The organism is Phycisphaeraceae bacterium (genome assembly GCA_015709595.1).
GTDB lineage: Bacteria > Planctomycetota > Phycisphaerae > Phycisphaerales > SM1A02 > CAADGA01.
Genome location: CP054178.1, coordinates 966,263 through 986,056, shown reverse-complemented (window position 1 = coordinate 986,056; position 19,794 = coordinate 966,263). Strand labels below are relative to the sequence as shown.

Here is a 19,794-nt window from a genome sequence, read left to right as displayed (position 1 = left end):
CCCTTGCGACCAGGGGATCGAGCCGAAGCACCCGAGATGGCTGGCCGAACACGTTCCGATCGGCATGATCCTCTTTATCCGTGTTCATCGGCGGACCATGTTCACTCATGCCGCAGGGCTTCGATGGGGTCGAGTCGGGCGGCCTTCACGGCGGGGAACATGCCGAAGATGATGCCCACCGCCGCGCTGAAGGCGAAGGCCATGATGACCGCCCACAGCGGAATGGCCGCCTGCTCCAGCCCGGCGTTGGGAATCTTGGTCAGCCCGAAGGCCAGGAGCTGGGCGATCGTCAGACCGGCCAGCCCGCCCGCGAAGCAGAGCATGACCGCCTCCACCAGGAACTGCATCAGAATCGCGCCGGGGCGCGCGCCCACGGCCTTGCGCAGCCCGATCTCGCGGGTGCGCTCGCTGACCGACACCAGCATGATGTTCATGATGCCGATGCCGCCCACCAGCAGCGAGATGGCGACGATGCCGCCCGCGATGGCGGTGATGCCCGCCGCCAGCGCCTGAAACTGCGCGATGAACTGGTCGATGGCCTGCACCTCGAAGGTGTCGGCGTCGCCCGGCTGCAGGTTGCGGGCCTTGCGCATCACGAAGCGCACCTCGGCCTTGGCCTCCTCCGCCACGTCGGGCGACCAGGTCTGCCCCAGGATGAAGAAGAAGAAGTCCGGCGGCTGCATCTTGCGGGCCGTGGAGAACGGAATGATGACCTCGGTGGCCACGTTGCGCTGGTTGAAGATGCTGGCGGGGCGTTTCTCCACCACGCCCACGATCAGGAACTGGCGGTTGTTGAGCAGGATGGTGTCGCCGGTCGGATCGGCGTCGAGACGGAGCTCCTTGATGGCGTCCTCGTTGACCAGGCAGACCTGCCGCGCCATTTCCTCATCGATGCGGTTGAACGGGCGGCCCATCAGCACGCTTCGATTCTCGATCTCATGCCAGGTGGGCCAGATGCCCGTGACCTCGACGCCTTCACGCATCTCGTCGCCGGCGCGGATGATCGCGCCCAGCGTGGTCTGCGGCGTGACGTGCTTGATCGACGGGCAGTTGGCGGCGATCTCCTCAAGTTCCTCCGGCTTGAGGCGGATCTTCTCCCACGGGTACTTGTTGCGCGGTTCGCCGTCGGGCCGGTCGTGGATGATGAAGATCTTGTTGGCGCCCAGCGTCTGGAACTCGGTGAGAACCTTGGTCTTCAGCCCGTCAAGCGCGGCGATGACCGCCGTCACCGACGCCACGCCGATGATGATCCCCAGCGAGGTGAGGAACGACCGCGTCTTGTTCGCCCAGATCTGCGACAGGGCGAGCATCACGGTCTGCGCCAGGAAAAGGGGGTTGAGGATCATGGGCGGGCGAACCACGGGTCAGGCGGAGTCGGCGACGGAACGCGGCGCGAACGGGGCGGCATGCACCATGCGCTTCATGTGCTCCAGGTGAACGGGATCCTGCGCGCGGGGCAGGTCGGAGAGAATCTGGCCATCGCGCAGACGGATGATCCGCTGGCAGGCGGCGGCCACATCTTCCTCGTGCGTGACGAGGATGATGGTCTGCCCCTCGGCGTGCAGCTCCTGAAACAGGTTGATGATCTCGGCGGTGGTCTGCGAGTCGAGGTTGCCGGTGGGCTCGTCGGCCAGCAGGATGGCGGGTCGATTGACGAGCGCGCGGGCGATGGCGACGCGCTGCTTCTGCCCGCCGGACAGCTGATTGGGTCGGTGGCGCACGCGCTCGCCAAGGCCCACCCGGTCCAGGGCCTCGCGGGCGCGCTTGCGTCGGTTGAGCCACCCGCCGCGGGCGTAGACCAGCGGCAGCTCCACGTTCTTCTGCGCGGTCTGGCGCGGTAGCAGCTCGAAGGACTGGAAGACGAACCCGATCAGTTCGTTGCGCACCTGGGCCAGTTCCGCGCCGCTCATGCGGTCGGTGCGGCGTCCGGCCAGGTGATACTCCCCCGCGCTGGGGCGATCAAGGCAGCCCAGGATGTTCATCAGCGTGCTCTTGCCTGAGCCGGAAGCGCCCATGATGGCGACGAACTCGTTCTTCTCGATATCCAGGTCAACCCCACGCAGGGCGTGGATGCGCTCCACGCCCACGCGATAGGTCTTGCGCATCTGGCGGATCCGGATGGTCATGACGCGGATCCGCCGGTTGAGCCGCCCGCGGCGGCGCCGCTGGCGGGCTTGCGGGGCAGCGTGGTCAGGTCCACCACGCGCTCATCATGCCTGATCTTGTCCAGCACCTTGTACGGACCCGTCACGATCACGTCGCCCGCGTCAAGTCCGCCGAGAACGAGCGTGTGGGTCAGATCGCTGGGGCCGACGCGCACGGGCGTGGCGACGGCCTTGCCGTCCACCACCCGGTAGGCGACGCGAATGGTCTTCTTGTTGCGGTCCACGTGGGGGTTGTTTTCGACCACCTCGATGGGGAGATCCTCGACGGCCCGCTCGACCACCGCCTGGCTGGGGACCACGATGCCGGTATGGGTGGCGATCTCGATCTCGACGTTGGCCACGTGACCCGAGCGGATCTCGCGCCCGTCGAGCCGGAGCATGATCTCCGTTTCGAAGAAGCCGGTTCCGTCGTTGGCGGTGGTTCGCTGCAGGGCGATGCGGTCCACCACGCCGTGGAAGACGGTGTCGCGATAGGTTTCGATGGTGACGCGCGCCTTCTGCCCCGTCTGAAGCTTGGCCACGTCCGCCTCGGCGACGCGGGCGATCATCTTCATGCGCGACAGGTCGGCGATGGTCATGATGACCGTGCCGGGGTTGTTCATGGTGCCGGTGACGACGCGCTCGCCCACCTCGGCGTTGAGCTTGGTGACCTTGCCGTCAATGGGCGAGGCGATGATGGTGTTGCGGAGCGCTTCCTCGGCAAGGCGGATTTCCGCCTCGCCCTGGCGCACCGCCGCCTCCGCCTGCAGAATTTGGGCGTCAGCGGCCTGCAGCGAGCTTTCCGCTGCGGCGATGAGCATGTTCGAGGCGTCGATCTGGGCCAGCACCTCGCGCACGCGCTCCTGGGCGGTCTCGAGTTCGGCCAGCGGGATGTCGCCCGAATCGTGGAGCTCACGCTTGCGCTGCAGGTTCTTCTCCGCGAACTCCAGCGTGGTCAGCACGCCCTTGTGCCGCGCCTGCTGTTCGAGCAGCTGCGCCTGGGTGCGGGCGCGGCTGGCTCGCACGGATTCGAGATTGGCCTTGGTGGATTCCAGCGACGCCTGCGCCCCCAGCAGCCGGGCCGTGAGTTCGCGATCGTCCAGACGCACCACCACGTCGCCCTTCTTCACCAGGTCGCCTTCGCGGAAGGGCAGCGCGACGATCTCGGCGACCACGGTGGCGCTGATGTCCACCTTGGTGTTGGGTTCGATCTCGCCCGGCGCCGGGACCGATTCGATCAGTTCGCGGGCCGCGACCGTTTCGACCCGCACTTCGGTGGCGCGGGGCGCGCTGGCGAGAAACGTCATGTGGTCCCTGAACACAAAGCCGGCTATCGCCAGCCCGCCGATTGCGAGCACCACGAAGCCGACAATCACGCCGATGATGATCTTCACGCTGCAGCCCCAGGCCCCCCGGGATGCTCCATTATTGGGCTGCACCCGACCGGGGTTTCAGCGGGGAGTCAGACCATTCAGCGTCGCGGACCGGATTCGGCGATCAGGCGATGCCGAACGACGCCAGCAGAGGCATCAGCATGGCGCGCTTGTTCTCCGGGTCGATCAGCCAGAGGAAGTCGTCGAAGAGGAACTCGAGCCGGATCGCCAGCAGTGCGATGCGCCCCATGACGGTGTAGCCGAAGCCGGCGCCGAAGGTGATCATCAGCACCCAGATGCCGACGCGGGCCGTCTTGCCCACGATGCCCTTGTGCTCGACGGAGAAGAAGAAGTAAACCAGGCACACCAGGCATCCAAAGACGATGAGCAGGTTCTTCACCGACTCCCACAGGTTGAACGCATCGTTGACCTCGACGTAGAGCGGCAGGATGCCGTTGCGAATCTGGGCCAGGAAGTCGCCGTGGATGTAGGCGACCAGGCGCAATCCGGCGGTGGTTCCGATAATGAAGGCGAGAGGCCATCGGGCGATCCAGTTGCCCTTGGGCGCCAGTCGCCACAGCAGCATCACGCCGAGCACGAGCGGAATGAGGTACCACAGGTTGCGGTCCTCGGCCAGGCCCGGCATCGCCCACTGCTGCACGGTGTCCGGCGAGAGCTTGCCGATCAGGTTGGGCACGATGGTGTCCCAGAAGGCGACGACCATCCAGTAGGCGGCGGAGACGCCCACGAGCACCGCTTCCGCGACCTTGTAGAGCGGGTTGTCGCGGTAGAGGAAGGAGAAGATGGCGAGCGTGAACAGTCCCGCCGCCCACACGCCCGCGGTGCGGGCCAGGGAGAATCGGTACTGTTCCGGGTTCGGCGCGGTCAGGCGCTCCTGGTCGTGCGTGCGCTTGGTGATGGAGGACTCCGAATCCCAGGTGATATGGTCCGGGCTGCCCGCGGCGGGGAGATTGGCGATTCCCTTCGCACGGGCGACGGCGATCGGCATCCACGTCGGCTTGCCGTCGACGGAGGCGGGATCGACCACCTGGACGAACTCGTGCTTGGTGACCTTGACGTACGAGGCGCCGGCGCCGCGCACCAGTCCGTTGACCAGCAGGCAGACGGCGCCGACCACCAGCAGAACGGTGAAGATCATCGACTCGCGGTTCATGCGCGGGCCTCCCGCTTCTTCTCGACGAAGTAGATCACGTTGGCCGCCACGATGAGCAGGATGATGAGCACGTGAGCGATGAGCTGCGGGCCCATGCGCTTGATGCCCTTGAGGTATTTGGGGTCTTCGACGAGTTCTCCGGCGGCGTTGCGCTTGCCGTACTTGTCCAGCACCAGTTTCTCATACTCCGCCGCCCCCTTGATGGCGCCGAGCAGTCCGGGCAGCTGGTTGGGAATGTAGGGGTACAGCAGCGGCGCCTGCACGCCGGTGCAGCCGGCGACGAGGCGGATGCGGTGGGGGGTGGCGGCGTACTGCACCCACTCCTTGGTGCCGGGGTATCCCGCCGACACGTTGATGATGAGTTTCATCGCCTGGATGTTCTCGATTCCCTGCATCATGGGAATCTGGCCCAGGTTGGTGCCCGCGGCGTCGGTGGAGTACAACTCGCGCAGGTTGGTCACGATGACGCGGATGACCCCCTCGTTGCCCGTCTTGAAGCCGAGGTTGACGTAATCCTCGCCGTAGACCATGTGGGGGAAGTCGGTCTTGATGACGTCGTTGATCACGTCGTCGATCATCTGCGGGCCGACGGGCCAGAGCGCCATGAAGTAGATCTTGAGTTTCTTCTCCGCGCAGTGCCGCACGAAGGCGGTGGCCATCGGCCCCAGTTCGCCCTCGCTGGCGGGGTCGAAGTCGTAGGCGAGGAGCACCTTGTCCCCCTCCTCCAGCGCCTCGATCTCGTTGTACACCGCCTCGGCCAGGCCGGAGGCCTTCTCCGGGAACTTCAACTGGAAGAGAATGGGCACCGCCACCGCGAGGAACATCAGCAGGAAGATCCAGCGGCGATCCAGCGTCTTGAGGAACGTGAACAGGTCGAACCCGCCCGGCCCGGCCTGGTTGGTGGCGTCAGCGGCCATGGGCTACTCCTTTCCCGATCCGAGGTAGGACCGGTCCACGCCCAGCAGCACCTTCAGCGAAGTGCTGGCGATGCCCAGCGCGATGCCGATCATGATCGCGCGGTTCCCGGCGGTGTTGAACACGCTCATGATGTACACCGTCATGTTGTCGATCTTGAGGTAGTTGATCAGCAGCTGGAAGAACGTGGGGTCCTGCGCCGGCGCCGAGGGCAGCCACGCGGTCAGCAGCACGCCCGCGAACGTGCGCCCCAGCAGGATCACGAACGCGGTGCCCAGCAGCAGCACCGCCTCGATGTTCTTGGCGCGGAAGGCCCGGAACGCCGCCGAGGCGATGTAGAACGCCAGCATGGCGAACATGGTCGCGGTGAGCGGCTTGAAGGCGTACTCGTAGAACCACCAGAAGGGGCTGCCCAGCTCGCGATAGTCGCCTGACCAGCCGTAGGCGGGATACTGCGGGTTCGGATTGACGCCGATCTTGCCCAGCCCCACGGCGAGCGTGGCGAGGAAGGCCGCCAGGCAGATGATCGAATACCCGTACCCCGCCTTGCGGTCGGAGATCTTCTTGAGGTGGATCTTGAGCAGGTTGCCCCCGCCCAGGATGAAGGCGATGCCCGCGAGGATGTTGAACCAGATCCCCACCACCTCGCCCCAGTTCTGCGCCCACGGAATGAAGAACGAGAAGATGAGGACGAAGCCCCCGATCGCCATGATGATGAGCGGTGCGGTGCGTTTCATGGTGGGAGGTTCCTAAACCAGCAGCGTGCCTCGCATGAAGTCCACGATTCCCTGCAGAAACTCGCTCTCGGTCATGGCCGCCAGGGTCCATGCGACGACGCCGAGAAGCATGCCGACGCCGACGATCACCTTGCCCACGTCCTGACCCTTGAGCGAGCCCAGCTCCTCGGGCGACCCGGACAGGTAGGCCGAGGCGGCGAAGAACTCCTCGCCGATCAGCGTGTAGTCGCAGGCCGCCACGAAGAAGGGCAACTGGGCCGGCTGCGCGGTGCCCGCCACCTGGATGGCGCCGATCGAGTTGCCAGTCTCGGCCAGGATCAGCGATTCGGCGAAGAACGAACCCATGTAGAAGCACGCCGCCGGCTTCTGGCGGACCATCATGCCCTGCAGGTACGCGACGTACCCGAACTGCTCGTCGGTGACGTAGTAGATCAGATCCTCGTTGTAGGCGTCGGGTCGTCCGGCGGCGAGAAACGCGTTCTGCACCGTCTCGCGGGCGGTGGTCATCACCAGCGAGCGGCTGGTGGGCACCTCGACCTTGGCGTCGTATTCCGCCGACGTGCGGGCCACGTGCGAGAGCACGTTGATGCCCGCGATGGTCTGGATGTCGTTCATGTCCTGAATGCCGGGGATGAACAGGATCGACCGGCCCATTTCCGTGGCCCGGCCCACCGCCTCATCCACCGCCTCCAGCCCGGCGATCTTGCGCACCTTCAGCGGCTTGCCCCCGCGCGCCAGCACGATGAACACCAGCACCGCGCCGCAGAACACGATCAGTGTGAGCAGGAAGTAGAACCGACCGCCGTCGAACCACTGCATGATCGGCTGTATCGGCTCCGACAGGCGGGCTGCGGCGGACGCGGCTCCGTCCTTCCCGACCGCCGCGACTTCGAAGAGGAACGTGGGGCGGAATGTCGGTCGGCCCGTGTCAAGCAGGGCCTGCGCACCTTCCAGCGAGGGGAAATTCTTGAAGTCGCGCTTGCGAATCTCGTACGGCAGGTCGGTGACCGTGAAGGCGTACGTCCCGCCGTTCCCGTTGTTGACGGGCACCTTGGCCACCACGTCGAACACCGGCGTCGCCACGCGGTTGCCGCCGATGGACGCGATCGCCCGGCGGACTTCGTAGTGGCGCACGCCCGCCTCGTCCGGCGAGGCCGACCATGTCAGGTTGATCTTCGTGCCATTGTCCCACGGGGCGTCGACGGCGGCCACGTTCGAGGGCGGACGGGGCGCTTCGCCCTGGGCGAGGGTCGGGACGGCTCCCAAGCCCGCCGCCAGCAGCCCGGCGAGAAGCCGCCTCCGTGACACGTTCCGGCGTTTGATCCGCATGGGTTACCCTTCGATCAGTTCCACGTTGGCCCGCGGAATGGTCACACTTTCCCCGGAATCGAGCTTGACTTCAAGCACCCGGGCCTTCGAACCCGACCCCAGCACCGCCGGCTCGGGCGGCAGCGACGCCACCTTGCCAATCAGCCCGAAGTAGGGGTCCCGGATGATGCGAACCGGCCGACCCGTCGCCAGTTGCCCTTCCTCGTACTGCGGTCCTCCCCTGGGGGCCGCCACGTCCGCCGTCCACGGCACGATGACCTCCGGGCGCATGACGCCCGCGCGGATCTGCGTGGCGCCGTTGATCGACGCCTCCTTGCCCGCCAGCGCGTGAAGCAGTTGGAAGGTGCGTTCGGCCATGGCGATCTCGCCGAAGCCCTCGGTGATGATGAGCGTCACGCCCATCCGTTCGCTGCCCGTGATAGCCACGCCCAGGTCGTAACCGAGGAACTCCTTGAGATCCTGATCGTCGATGCCGCCCGACACCACGCCCGCCGCCCCGATGCTCCGGGCCTTGGCGATGGCCTTGTCGGTCATCCGCGCCCCGCCGATGATGATGCACCCCTTCATGTCGGGGGTGATGAGGTCATCGGTGAGTTCCTGCGTGTGATCCTTGCAGGCGGGCCTGATCACGCCGAAGGTCTCGCCGCCGATGCCGAAGATGCCCTGGATGTAGGACACGTCGTTCTCGATGATGCACCCTTCCTTCGGGATCACCTCCACGACGGTTCCCGCCATGTAGGCCAGGACCTGTACGGGGATGGGCGCCCCGCGGATGATCATCTGCCCCGTGACGTCCGAGATGGCCTCGATGGTCCCTTCCGCCGGGCTTTTGCACTCGTTCTTGAACAGCCCGAAAATGCCCTTGGTGCGGGCGATCGGCTCGCCCAGTTTGACCGTATCGCCTTCCTTCTTGATCATGCAGCCGCGCACGTCCTCGGGCGGGACGGAAAGCAGATTGGCCAGGTTCACCGGCGTGATGTCGCCGGGCATGAAGGTTTCCGCCACCACGTCGCGCGGGCCGACGGTCTGCCCCTGCTTCACCAGCACCTCGCCCGGAATGGGCAGCACCCGCCGGCAGCGGTGTGTGGTCTTGGGGGCGACCTTCAATCCTGGTGTGTATGCCTGAGCCATGCGCGGAAACTGCCTCCCTGAAGGACAAGCGGCGTCGCCCGAAAGGCGACTTGCCGGCGGATCGGGGCGACCAGTGTAGACGAAAACCCCGCCCAGTGCGAGCCCCCGGACCGTGCCAGGGGAAGCAGGCGCGAGGGTTCGCCCCAGGGGTGGGAGTGTGGAGGGCTCGGAGAAGGATGGAAGACTGCGCGTCGAGGCGGTCGCATCCCCGCACTGTCCCGTGAACCGCCCGATCCGGGGCGTTGGGATTGTTTCCGGGGGCGCTGGCAAACGCGCGTGGGAAGAAAGGAAAGGCGCGTCTCGAGCGGGGATTCGCGCGGTGCGGACGGCGCCGGTGAGAAGGCCGGTCACGTGCGTCGCGACTCGGCCGCCGCGCGCGTGTTCATCTCAATCTGCCGTTGGCAGAAGTATCCGGGGGCGAGCGCAACCCGCCGCTCGTGCACGATCGACGCCGTCGCGGTGCGTTGGCACGCACCCTGCGACTGTCCTCCGCGCCCTCCGCACCTCCGCGTTGAAACGCCTCACTCCACCCCATGAAACACCGTCGCCACGCCCTGGCCCACGCCCACGCAGAGGGCGGCGACGCCGTGCTTGCTCTTGCGTCGCCGCATCTCGTGGATGAGCGTGGTGGCGATGCGCGCGCCGCTCGCGCCCAGCGGGTGGCCGATGGCGATGGCGCCGCCGTTGACGTTCACGCGAGACTCATCAAGACCCAGGTCGCGGATGCAGGCGATCGACTGGGCGGCGAAGGCCTCGTTGAGTTCGAACAACTCGATGTCGGACATGGTCAGACGCGCCCGTGCGAGGGCCTTCTTCGTGGCGGGCACGGGGCCGACGCCCATGATCGCCGGGTCCACGCCGGCCGTGGCGCTCGGGCCGACGAAGACGATGGGCTTCAACCCCAGCCGTCGGGCGGTGTCGGCTTCGACGAGGAGCAGCGCGGCCGCGCCGTCGTTCACGCCGGAGGCGTTGCCGGCGGTGACGGTGCCGCCCCCGGCGGCGTCCTTGGCGAACGCGGGGCGGAGTTTGGCCAGCGCCTCCATCGTGGTGTCGGGCCGTGGGTGTTCATCGGTGTCGAACACAATGGGAGGGCCCTTCCGCTGGGTGATCTCCACCGGCATGATCTCATCGCCGAACAGCCCTTGCTCGTGCGCGGCTTTCCACTTCATCTGGCTGTTGAAGGCGAAGCGGTCCTGCTCCTCGCGCGTGATGCCGTACTTCCGCGCGACGTTCTCGGCGGTCTCGCCCATCGAATACGGGTGGTGCATCGCGGCCAGCCGGGGGTTGGTGAAGCGCCAGCCGATGGTGGTGTCGAAGACCGCGGGGGGCGTGCGGTCGAACGCGCTTTCCGGCTTGAGAAAGACGAAGGGCGCGCGGGTCATGGATTCGACGCCGCCCGCGATCATCACATCGCCGTGGCCACTTTCGATGAGACGGGCGGCGATATTGATGGCTTCGAGACCCGATGAGCAGAGCCGGTTCACGGTGCAGCCGGGCACGCTGTCGGGCAGGCCGGCGAGCAGCACGGCCATGCGGGCGACATCGCGGTTGTCCTCGCCCGCCTGGTTGGCGGCGCCGAGGTAGACATCATCAATGAGCGAAGGGGCGATGCCCGACCGCGCCACCACGGCGCGGATCACGTGGGCGGCCAGGTCATCCGGGCGAATGGACGCGAGCGCGCCGCCGTAGCGGCCCACGGGCGTGCGAAGCGCGGCGATGACGGCGACTCGTCGTGACATGGCGGATCATATGGGGCGAAGCCGTCAGTTCGCATCCGCCGCGGCCGCGCTGGTGCGGATGATGATGTCCGCCCGGCCGCGGTCGTCCTCGCGCAGCGAGTTGAAGTCGTCGCGCACCAGCGAGATGTTCAGCACGCGCACGCCCGGTCGGCGGGCGCGGAGTTCAAGGATTGTGCCGCCCTCGAAGTCGGAGTGGAACTGCCCGACAAGGTGAACAACCTTGGTGATGCGCCCCGACGCGAGCGCGCGGGCGATGGAGTCCGCCATGGTGGCGTCGTAGAGCAGTTGCTTGAGGTAGCCGTCGAGCACTTGGGGGTCGGTCATGCCGCGCGGTGCGGCATGGGGGTTGGCGGGAGGAGCGGCGGCGTCGCCGGTTGCCGGTGTCGGCGCGGGCGGCGGAGGCGGGGGGGGTGGGGGGGCTTCGCCTTCCGCTCGATTTGCCATCACCTGCCAGAATCGCGCCCGGTAGGCGCCGGTGTGGACCTGCGTGGGAATGGCGATGAGGGCCGCCTGCGCGGGTGAGAGCGCCGCCAGTTCGGCGTATTCGTCCGTGGCGTTGATGAGCCGCGTGTACCGCGCCCACGGCGCGTTGGCGGCGATGACGGGCGCGCCGGCCTCCTTCGCCGCGTCGATCATGGGCTGGTAGTTGGTGTCCCACTCCGGCCAGCCGATGCGGAGGATGCGCTGCTCGAACTGGGTGCGGTCGATCGTGCCCGCGAGATAGTCCTGGGCGATCTTCCGCCAGCGCGTGTTGGTGGTGGCCTCGATGAACTGGTCACGGTCGATGTATCCGGCGAGGTAATCATCGGTCGCCGCCTGATCGGCCCGATCGAGCATTTCCATGGAGAGCGCGGCGCCGGGCCAGCGGGTCAGCGCATCGCGGTAGAAGCGCTGCTGCAGCGCGTGGCCGGCGTTGTCATCGTGCAGTTCGCCGAGGACGATGACATCCGCGTCGGCGGCACGATCGAGCACGGCCTCCCACGTCAGCCGCTCGCCGGTGCGGCCGTCGAGGATGAAGGTGTCATCACCCGCCCACCGTGTACAACCGGAAAGGGGGAGGATGGACAGGAATGCGGCGATGGCGCGGAAGATCATGCGTCCCTTGAGCGAGTTCGACAGAGGCAAAGGATCAGGCGGGTGGCACATCGTCGTATTCCCGGCGAATGATGTCAATGACCCCCGGAGCAAACCACGTTTGGCCATACCTCGCGCCCGTCACCTCCCGGATGATGTCGACCGCTTCGAGTTTCCGGATGAGCCCAGTCGCAGCGGGTGGAGTGATTCCGCACTCCCTTGACACCACGGACACGGTCAGCCACTGTTGAACGAACAACTGATCGATGATTTTTGGAAGAAGGGCTGAGGCGCGTGGCACTCGAACGCGTGCGTGGTACTCCTGCTGGAGTTGGAGCAGATCATCGGACCGCCGGAGGGCATCGCGACAAGTTGATTCGATCGCCTCAAGAAAAAACAGAATCCACCCGACCCAGTCTCCCACCATGCTGACAGCGAGAAGCCGATCGTAGTACTCCGCACGATGCTTCTCGAAATGCCCGCTGACGTAGACCAAGGGCTTGGTCAGTCGCGCTCCGTCGCAAAGTTGAAGGGTGATGAGCAGCCGTCCGACGCGCCCGTTTCCGTCCTGAAATGGGTGAATCGTTTCGAACTGATAGTGCGTCAATGCGATCCGGATGAGTTGGGGGAGTTCGATGCGCGTGTCATGGACGAACCTCTCCAGATCCGACATCAGGTCGGGCACTCGATTGGCTGGAGGTGGGACAAACCGTACAGCGCCGCCCCCGCCAATGAAGTTTTGTGAACGTCGGTAGTTGCCGGGATCACGGTTTGCGCCGCGCGTTTCTGTCAGCAGGGTGCAGTGCAACTCGCGGATCAGTCGCTGCGAGATCGGCAGGTCCGACCGCAGGCCCTGCTCCAGCGCGCGCACGTAGTTTCGCACTTCAACCGCATCGTTTCGTCGCGTGTGTCGATCGAGGTCGGCTTCAACACGCACGACCTCCTCGATGTCCGCAAAGGTGTCCTCGATGCCGGAGGAGCGAATCGCCTCTTTTCGCGCGAACGGTCCGATCAGAATGTGCGGGTTCGCCAATCGCCGCGCACTCCCTTCCAGCAGCCCCAGCGCTCGTTCTGCTCGTACGAGGGCATCGGTGAGCCGCACGAAGGACGCTGCGTCCAACTCCGGCGGGAGCGGGTCGGGAACGAAGGCACGAAGGGTGCCGGGGCGACCGCTCAGAGCCAAGGCGTTCGGCGGGCTCTCGCTGATCGGCACGAACGCTCCAGGCGACTTCGTTCTTGGAGCCACAGGATACCCCTGAGTCGATTGTCACTCAACCAACGATTGCTCGTCAGGAATGATACTCAACTCGATTACGCTGTCAATCTTCTTGAGCTGCGACCCAGATGTGGTGGACAACCAGAAAACGCCTACTACTTCTTGGGATACTCGTACACCCCCGCCCCCGTCTTGTCCCCCAGCCGCCCCGCCCGCACCAGCTGGCGCAGTTTGGGGCAGGGGAAGTACTTCGGGCTGCCCAGTTCACGGTGCAGCACCATCATGATGTCGTGGCACACATCCAGCCCGATGTAGTCGGCCAGCCGCAGCGGGCCCATGGGGTGGTTGCAGCCGAGCATCATGATCTGGTCGATGTCCGCCGGCTCGGCGACGCCTTCCATCCAGGCGTAGAAGGCCTCGTTGATCATCGGCATCAGCACGCGGTTGGAGACGAAGCCCGCCCGGTCGTTGGCGGGGACGGGGGTCTTGCCCAGTTTCTTGGCCAGTTCGGTGGTGATGTGCATCACGACGTCGTTGGTCTCCAGCCCGCGGATCACCTCCACCAGCTTCATCACCGGCACGGGGTTGAAGAAGTGCATGCCGATCACCCGCGGGGCCGCCACGTCCACGCTGGCGGCGAGATCGGTGATCGAGATCGACGAGGTGTTCGTGGCCAGCACCACCTCGCTGCGGAAGGTCTGCAGCATGTCCCAGAAGATCTTCTTCTTCAGGTCCACGTTCTCGCTGGCGGCCTCGATGGCGAAGTCCGCCGCCGCCGCGTCCTTCATCTGGTTGTGGTACGTGATACGTCCGCGCGTCTGCTCCGCCTCCGGCGCGGTGAGTTTGGACTTCTCGACCATGCGGGCGAGCGTCTTGTCGTGGTAGCCGCGGGCCTTCTCCAGTTGCGGCGGGCTGACGTCGATCTGGTACGCCTTCAGCCCACTCAGGGCGGCGGTGAGGGCGATGCCGGAGCCCATCGTTCCGGCGCCGATCACGGCGATGCTCTTGATCTCGGTCATGTGCTGGGTCTCCACGGTCTGAGGGACGGCATCGTAGACCGCCGCGCGGGCCGCTCCAATCGGGGGGATTTCCGCGATCGGGCGGTCCGCTCCCGACCGTCCTTCGCCGTCAACCAGCCCGCGCGCCCGTCGCCGCCTGCCTCTTCAACTCAAACACGCCGAATGTGCGGTATTCGCCTGTCTCGGCGATGAGTTCCTGATCGGTGACGCGAAACGCGTCCGGACCGAGCATCTCAAAGATCGACCTGACCGTGGTCTCCGGCTGGTCGTGCCCGCGCTGCTGCCTGGAGATGAGCGTGAGCACCCTGCCCGTCTCGTCAAACGTGCCCGTTTCGAAGAAGATCAGCCGCCCGTCCATGAAGCGATCGGGCGCGCGGCGGATGGCGCTGTTCATCCAGATCGTTTCGTACTGCTTCGTCTCGGGGTTGAAGGTGAAGAGCCCGATCCACTCGACGTATCGTCCCTGCGGGTTGGGCTCCACGCTGCGGAACTCGAACTGCACGAAGCGGCCGTCGAACACTCGGCGGGTCGTCCAGCGGATGGGGAGGACGCGTTCGGGGGCGCCATCTGCTCCGGGGGCGCCTGGGGAGGTGATGGTTCCCGTCCACTCACCCATGAAGGGGTCGAGTCGTTTCATCGCGTCGGGCATGGGGCTGGTCTCTCCGCCCTGGGCAGGTGAACGTGGAGTCATCGGGGCATCCTGGCGGGCCGAGGCGGATGTGCCCGACAGGTGGGGCATGGCGGTTCCGGCGAGCGTGGCGGCGGCGAGGCAGAGAAGTCCGAACCCGATCCGAGTGGTGCTGTGGTGCGGCAAGGGGATTCTCGCAAAACGTCGGGCGTGCAGGCAATCGTACGGGCCGGAAGGCCGCGGGATTCACTCCCTGCCGTCCGGGAAGCGTGGCGCAATCTCGATCCAAGTCAGCCAACGCGGGGCACGGTGCAACCGCTCCCTCACGGTCGCGGCTCGCTTGATTCATCATCCATTACCGCCGCGAACGAGTCCTCGCCATCGCCTGCTCGATGTCATCTGCGCGCTTGACGATTCCGCTGGTCAGCACCTTCGGGCCGCGACGGGTGGCGACCACGTCGTCCTCGATGCGCACGCCGATCTTCTCGTCGGGGATGTAGATGCCCGGCTCGATGGTGATGACCGCGCCCTCCGGCAGGCGCTCATCCAGCACCGGGGTGAGGTCGTGGACTTCCAATCCGACGTGATGGCCGATGCCGTGGATGAAGAAGTCGCCGTAGCCCGCCTTGGTGATGACATCGCGCGCCGCCTTGTCGATCTGGGCGATCGTGGCGCCGGCCTTGGTGCGGGCGATGGCGGCGAGGTTGGCCTTGAGCACGATGTCGTAAATGGCGCGCTGCCGCTTGGTGAAACGCCCGTTCACCGGGTAGGTTCGCGTCACATCCGCCGTGTACCCGCCGTAGGACGCCGCCGAGTCGATGCAGATCAGGTCGCCGTCGGCCAGGGGCTGATTGTTCGCGTGATAGTGCAGCACGGTGCTGTTGAGCCCGGCGCCGGCGATGGTGCCGTAGCCCACGCCGCGCGACCCGTGCGACTTGTAGGCGTGTTCGATGGCTTCCTGCACGTCGAACTCGGTGATGCCGGGCCGCAGCGTATTCAGGGCGGCCTCGAACCCTCTGGCGGTGATCGACGCGGCGTGTCGGATCATGCCGATTTCCGCCGGGCTTTTCTTCGCCCGCATCGAGGCGAGCAGATCGGATTGATCGACGATGCTCGCACCGGGGATGCGCTCGACGACCTTGCGGAAGACCTCCAGGTCGGGCGTGATCGGCTGCGTGTGCATCGCCGGCGGGTGGAGCAGGGCCAGTCGCTTCGACCGGATCGCGGCCAGTCGTAGCCAGCGAGGCAGCGAGTCCATGCGGTGGATGGTCTCGAAGCCGTACTTCTTCTTGAGCGCGGCGGAAATCTCACCCCGGTAGCCGTCCCACTTCTCGACTTCCGGGTTGAGCGGCCGCAGCAGCAGCACGGCTCGTCGCGCGGGGTTGGGATTCCTCGGCTCCAGCAGCAGGGCGGCGCCGGGTTCATCGGCGATGCCCGTCAGGTACTCGAAGTTGGGGTGCGGGCGCCACGGCCCGGGCAGGTGCGAAGAGACGTCGCCGGCGAACACCAGCCCGACCGCGCCATCCAGCCGTCGAAGCAGTTGCTGACGACGGGCGGCGTATTCCTTGAGCGGAATCGACGGTGCGGGCATGGGCGTCTCCGGGTGGACGAGGCGTGGATGGGTGCGCGTGAACGGGGCGTGAGCGTGCAGTGTACCCGGCCCGTGGCCCGGCAACTGCCTCGGCGCGGCGGTCCGGAGCGAGGCGCGAACCCGCCCATGAAAGACCGCCGCGAGCCGATGAGGCCCGCGGCGGGGAGAGATCGGGAACGATCCGGTTATGCGCGGTTCAGCGGCGCCGGCGGCGACCGATGAACGCAGCCGCGCCCAGCAGCGCCATGGCGCCCGGCGCGGGCACGAACTCGTAGTGCAGCTCGCCCACCAGGGCGCGTGACGCGAAGAAGCTGCCCGTGGTGGTGAACGGCGCCGAGCGGGCATCGCCCGTCGTCAGCTTCAGGTTCGCATCCTGGTAGATGCTGTAGGGCGGGGTGCCGGTGCCGAAGTAGCGCGGCCCGGCGACGGTGAATCGCACCGCCACGCCGACGATCGAGTTGGCGGGCACCAGGATGTCGGGGATGTCGATCAGCAGCGAGATGCCGCTGCTGGTTCCACCCTGCGTCGCCGGGACGGTGCCAAGCGAGGTCCACCCGGCGGACGAACTGCCCGCGCCGCCTCCCACGCCGCCGCCCAGCGCGGTGCCGACGCGGGTGAAGACTTCGACGTTGAAGTTGGAGTTGGCGGCAGCGGTGCTCGCCGTCTTCATGTGAGTGACGAAGAGCGAGCTGCCCGCCGCTTCCAGGTCGAAGAAGATCGCCCAGTTGGGTGAGCCGCCGTTATTCGCGGGGCCGGGGTTGGCGAGCAGAATGTCCGCCATCGCCGCCGGCGCCAGCACAAGCCCAAGTACGGTTGCACAGATTGTCGCACGCTTCATTGCTTCCTCCTCGATGGGAACCTCGATCACGCCGTGACAGCGCACGGCCGCCACCCCGGAAGCATGGGTGGACAGTGCGGATCGATTGCCCGGAATCCCTCGACCCCCGAACGGCCACTCATCCTGTTCAGCATATCAGAAATGGGTGATTCCACCAAGAAGAAAACAGTCAATGAGGAACCCTGCCCATGCCATGAAAATGGCAAAAATGGAGAATCCAGGCGATTTGCTGCCCACGATTCGCCAGGTCAGAGATCACCTGCATCGATCCGGGCGTGAATCGAACGCACCGACCACCTATTGTTGGCTCGGACCACGCGATTTCACGTTCTCACATCCTCGATCCGAACGGAAGCCCCATGTCTGAAGTGACCGCCACTCCCGCCCCGGTCGCCCCGCCCGCCAAGCCCACGATCTCCTTCGAGGAGTTCATGAAGCTGGACCTTCGGGTGGCGACGGTGAAGCACGCCGAGCCGCACCCCAACGCCGACAAACTGCTCAAGATTCAACTGGATGACGGTTCCCCGACGGGGCGTCAGGTGTGCGCGGGGATTCGCGGGTGGTACACGCCCGAGTCACTGATCGGGCGGCAGGTCATCATCGTGGCGAATCTGGAGCCGCGCAAGATTCGCGGCGAGATCAGCCAGGGCATGATTCTGGCCGGAAGCGACGCGCCCAAGGACGGCGCCGCGCCTGACGAGGGTCGCACCGTGGTGATCCTCACGCTGGAGAAGCCGCTCCCCGCCGGTTCGGTGGTCAGTTGAGCGCGTGAGACAGGGAAGCGGCGTTTACTTCCCGACGATCGAAGAACACCGGATTCACCGGGTTGACGGGACGGCGCCGGACCTCTGGCGGGGCGGGCGTCACGATGCGGTCGTCGCATCGGCCGCGTCCGGGTCGTCATCTGGCTGGCCGTCGGCGCCCATGTCGAGCTTGTAGCGGCGGCGCATGGAGTCGAACGAGAACACGTCCGCGCCCTGCTCGCCCATCTCATCGCGGACGATGATCTCCATGACCGGCATCGAATACAGGGCCAGTTCCTCGCGCACCAGCGGGCGCAGGTCGGTGAACTGACCCACCACGATCGCCAGCCGGTTCGGCGCCGGGATCACGAAGGTCAGGTCGTCGAGCGACAGATCCTCCATCGTCCGCCGATCGGTCAGCAGGCGGTTGAGCAGGGCGCGGCCCTTTTCGACCACGGCGTTGAGCACCGCCTCGTCGCGTCCCACGGGGGGCAGCAGCTCGGTGTTGTTGCGACGGTACAGTTGCACCAGCTGGGAATCGCCGGGCGCGTACCCGATGTTGCGGTAGGGGATGGCGACGGAGTCGCGCGTGCGGGCGAAGCGGTCGATGCCGCCCCGCGCCGCCTCGGACCGCAGCGCCTCGGCGCGTCCGGCCAGTCGCTCATAGGCGGCCAGTCGCTTCAGGTCGGCGACGACCACGTCGCGCACCTCGTCCAGCGTCGCCGGGGCGCGGGCGGGGTCGGCTTCGAGAATGCGGAAGAAGTACACCGATCCATCGCGACCCCGCAGCACGGGTCCGATGACGCCCGTCTGCAGCGTGATCTCCAGCGAACCGCCGAACTCCTTGAGGGCCGGAACCAGGTCGGACAGGCCGAGGGCGCGCCCGAAGCGGTCGGTCGTCGCGCCGCCGATGCCAGGCAGGGCGGCCAACTCGCGCGGGGCGAACCATACGTCGCCGCGACGGTCGTAGTCCGGCGTGCCCACGTTGAACTGCGCCGCGATCTGATCCGCCATCTCGTGCAGTTTCAGCCGTCGATCGGCCCAGTCCTCGGGCAGCGCGTAGTAGACGCCGTCGCGTTTCAGATCGCGCAGGCGCCGCACGATCTCGGCCTCGACGAAGCGCGTAATCTCCGTGATCCGCTCCTCCGTCATCTGGCGCACATACGCGTCGCGGACGCGCGATTCCACTTCCTCGAACGTCGGCTCATGCCCGGCGGGCGCGCCCGGCACGAGGAACTGACCTTTGTTGCGCACAAAGAACTTGCGCAGCTCGAGCCGGTCGATGCGGTCATCGCGGTTGAGCGCGGTCCGGATCTTCTCCGCCGAAATCGTCAGCCACTCCAGCCGCACGCGATTGGGCAGCCGGTAGCCGAAGCCCTGTTCACCGGAGCCGGGCTCCACGTCACGGTACTTCTCGAAGTGGGCCTGGAGATGCTCTTCGGTCGGCTCCGGCAGGTCCGTCTCCCTGGACGGGTCGGCGGCGACCACCGCGATGCGGGCGTCGATGCCCTGCAGGATGCGCTCCGCCGTCTGCTTGATCCGACGGTCCGACAGGCGGCTGGAGCCGACGTACAACTCGAGCAGGCGTCGAACCGCCCGGGCATTGGTCAGCGCCTCCATCACCGCGGCGCCGTTGACCCCCGCGCCGTTGGCCAGCTGACGCACCATGTCCTCCCACGGCACGGGCTTCTCGGCGTTGGTGAATCCGGCCATCTGCTCGGCAAGCTGCTCAGCGGCGATGCGGGCGTCGTCCGGACCGCCCTGCAGCCCGTGCGCCCGCGCCTCATGGAGCAGAAGCAGCCAGTGCTCGGGACGATCGACCAGCCCGATCTGCAGCAGGTAGCTGGGCGGGATCGGCAGCCCCTTCATCAGCACCGCCACATCGCGCTGGGCTTCCTCATACCGGGCGGCGTTGACCGTGACCCGTTCGCCCGTCAGCGCGGTGAACGAAGCCACCGTACGCCCCTGGCGGGCGGTGTAGTTGCCGATCTCGTGAATCGCGCCGGGAATCAGAAAGATGATCAGCAGGATCGGCAGGCCGACCAGAATGATCACCTTCTTGTACTTGCGGAAGAGTCGAATCATGGCGGCGTGTCGGGCGCCGGAGTCCGCCATCAACCCCCGCCGGGGACCAGCCCGCCGC

At 66.4% G+C, this 19,794-nt stretch carries 17 protein-coding genes; 1 reads left to right on the top strand and 16 read right to left on the bottom strand.

Annotated features, from left to right (window positions below):
* Positions 1 to 101: 101 nt before the first annotated feature.
* The 15 genes from HRU76_04185 to HRU76_04115 form a co-directional block, all read right to left on the bottom strand.
* Positions 102 to 1,346 carry an ABC transporter permease gene (locus HRU76_04185; protein QOJ16832.1) on the bottom strand — a complete coding sequence of 415 codons (1,245 nt, stop codon included), beginning with the start codon at positions 1,344 to 1,346 and terminating at the stop codon, positions 102 to 104.
* An 18-nt stretch (positions 1,347 to 1,364) separates the two neighbouring features.
* Complete coding sequence (locus HRU76_04180) at positions 1,365 to 2,126, bottom strand: ABC transporter ATP-binding protein (protein ID QOJ16831.1); 762 nt, start codon at positions 2,124 to 2,126, stop codon at positions 1,365 to 1,367.
* Positions 2,123 to 3,538, bottom strand: coding sequence for an efflux RND transporter periplasmic adaptor subunit (locus HRU76_04175; GenBank protein QOJ16830.1), 1,416 nt, complete (start codon positions 3,536 to 3,538; stop codon positions 2,123 to 2,125). The genes HRU76_04180 and HRU76_04175 overlap by 4 nt, the downstream gene beginning before the upstream one ends.
* Positions 3,539 to 3,641: 103 nt before the next feature.
* Complete coding sequence (locus HRU76_04170) at positions 3,642 to 4,691, bottom strand: hypothetical protein (protein ID QOJ16829.1); 1,050 nt, start codon at positions 4,689 to 4,691, stop codon at positions 3,642 to 3,644.
* Complete coding sequence (locus HRU76_04165) at positions 4,688 to 5,608, bottom strand: hypothetical protein (GenBank protein QOJ16828.1); 921 nt, start codon at positions 5,606 to 5,608, stop codon at positions 4,688 to 4,690. Before HRU76_04165 ends, HRU76_04170 begins: the two co-directional genes overlap by 4 nt.
* 3 nt (positions 5,609 to 5,611) lie before the next feature.
* Complete coding sequence (locus HRU76_04160) at positions 5,612 to 6,343, bottom strand: hypothetical protein (GenBank protein ID QOJ16827.1); 732 nt, start codon at positions 6,341 to 6,343, stop codon at positions 5,612 to 5,614.
* A 12-nt stretch (positions 6,344 to 6,355) separates the two neighbouring features.
* Positions 6,356 to 7,672: a fibronectin type III domain-containing protein gene (locus HRU76_04155; protein QOJ16826.1), complete on the bottom strand. Its 1,317-nt coding sequence runs from the start codon at positions 7,670 to 7,672 to the stop codon at positions 6,356 to 6,358.
* Positions 7,673 to 7,675: 3 nt separating this feature from the next.
* A complete protein-coding gene (locus HRU76_04150) occupies positions 7,676 to 8,803 on the bottom strand; it encodes a hypothetical protein (GenBank protein QOJ16825.1) in 1,128 nt (375 codons plus the stop codon).
* Positions 8,804 to 9,324: 521 nt separating this feature from the next.
* A complete protein-coding gene (locus tag HRU76_04145; protein QOJ16824.1) occupies positions 9,325 to 10,542 on the bottom strand; it encodes a thiolase family protein in 1,218 nt (405 codons plus the stop codon).
* 24 nt (positions 10,543 to 10,566) lie between these two features.
* Positions 10,567 to 11,637, bottom strand: coding sequence for a ChaN family lipoprotein (locus HRU76_04140; GenBank protein ID QOJ16823.1), 1,071 nt, complete (start codon positions 11,635 to 11,637; stop codon positions 10,567 to 10,569).
* Positions 11,638 to 11,671: 34 nt separating this feature from the next.
* A complete protein-coding gene (locus HRU76_04135) occupies positions 11,672 to 12,829 on the bottom strand; it encodes a Fic family protein (protein QOJ16822.1) in 1,158 nt (385 codons plus the stop codon).
* Positions 12,830 to 12,987: 158 nt separating this feature from the next.
* The gene (locus tag HRU76_04130) at positions 12,988 to 13,851 is read right to left on the bottom strand and encodes a 3-hydroxybutyryl-CoA dehydrogenase (protein QOJ16821.1); all 864 of its coding nucleotides are present in this window, start codon (positions 13,849 to 13,851) and stop codon (positions 12,988 to 12,990) included.
* A gap of 109 nt (positions 13,852 to 13,960) precedes the next feature.
* Positions 13,961 to 14,665, bottom strand: coding sequence for a DUF1579 family protein (locus HRU76_04125; protein QOJ16820.1), 705 nt, complete (start codon positions 14,663 to 14,665; stop codon positions 13,961 to 13,963).
* A gap of 169 nt (positions 14,666 to 14,834) precedes the next feature.
* Positions 14,835 to 16,070 carry an aminopeptidase P family protein gene (locus HRU76_04120; GenBank protein ID QOJ16819.1) on the bottom strand — a complete coding sequence of 412 codons (1,236 nt, stop codon included), beginning with the start codon at positions 16,068 to 16,070 and terminating at the stop codon, positions 14,835 to 14,837.
* A gap of 196 nt (positions 16,071 to 16,266) precedes the next feature.
* Positions 16,267 to 16,908 (bottom strand): hypothetical protein, encoded by a 642-nt coding sequence (locus HRU76_04115; GenBank protein ID QOJ16818.1) that lies wholly within the window; start codon positions 16,906 to 16,908, stop codon positions 16,267 to 16,269.
* A gap of 359 nt (positions 16,909 to 17,267) precedes the next feature.
* Between HRU76_04115 and metG the strand changes: the two genes are divergently transcribed.
* A complete protein-coding gene (gene metG, locus HRU76_04110) occupies positions 17,268 to 17,672 on the top strand; it encodes a methionine--tRNA ligase subunit beta (protein ID QOJ16817.1) in 405 nt (134 codons plus the stop codon).
* 99 nt (positions 17,673 to 17,771) lie between these two features.
* Here metG and HRU76_04105 read toward each other — a convergent pair whose 3' ends face one another.
* Entirely contained in the window at positions 17,772 to 19,736 is a 1,965-nt protein-coding gene (locus tag HRU76_04105) for a hypothetical protein (GenBank protein QOJ16816.1), read from the bottom strand.
* Between the last annotated feature and the right edge of the window lie 58 nt (positions 19,737 to 19,794).

Coding starts and splice junctions, on each gene's coding strand:
- HRU76_04185 (QOJ16832.1), bottom strand. CDS start 1,346: ATGATCCTCAACCCCCTTTTCCTGGCGCAGACCGTGATGCTCGCCCTG.
- HRU76_04180 (QOJ16831.1), bottom strand. CDS start 2,126: ATGACCATCCGGATCCGCCAGATGCGCAAGACCTATCGCGTGGGCGTG.
- HRU76_04170 (QOJ16829.1), bottom strand. CDS start 4,691: ATGAACCGCGAGTCGATGATCTTCACCGTTCTGCTGGTGGTCGGCGCC.
- HRU76_04165 (QOJ16828.1), bottom strand. CDS start 5,608: ATGGCCGCTGACGCCACCAACCAGGCCGGGCCGGGCGGGTTCGACCTG.
- HRU76_04160 (QOJ16827.1), bottom strand. CDS start 6,343: ATGAAACGCACCGCACCGCTCATCATCATGGCGATCGGGGGCTTCGTC.
- HRU76_04155 (QOJ16826.1), bottom strand. CDS start 7,672: ATGCGGATCAAACGCCGGAACGTGTCACGGAGGCGGCTTCTCGCCGGG.
- HRU76_04150 (QOJ16825.1), bottom strand. CDS start 8,803: ATGGCTCAGGCATACACACCAGGATTGAAGGTCGCCCCCAAGACCACA.
- HRU76_04145 (QOJ16824.1), bottom strand. CDS start 10,542: ATGTCACGACGAGTCGCCGTCATCGCCGCGCTTCGCACGCCCGTGGGC.
- HRU76_04140 (QOJ16823.1), bottom strand. CDS start 11,637: ATGATCTTCCGCGCCATCGCCGCATTCCTGTCCATCCTCCCCCTTTCC.
- HRU76_04130 (QOJ16821.1), bottom strand. CDS start 13,851: ATGACCGAGATCAAGAGCATCGCCGTGATCGGCGCCGGAACGATGGGC.
- HRU76_04120 (QOJ16819.1), bottom strand. CDS start 16,070: ATGCCCGCACCGTCGATTCCGCTCAAGGAATACGCCGCCCGTCGTCAG.
- HRU76_04115 (QOJ16818.1), bottom strand. CDS start 16,908: ATGAAGCGTGCGACAATCTGTGCAACCGTACTTGGGCTTGTGCTGGCG.
- metG (QOJ16817.1), top strand. CDS start 17,268: ATGTCTGAAGTGACCGCCACTCCCGCCCCGGTCGCCCCGCCCGCCAAG.
- HRU76_04105 (QOJ16816.1), bottom strand. CDS start 19,736: ATGATTCGACTCTTCCGCAAGTACAAGAAGGTGATCATTCTGGTCGGC.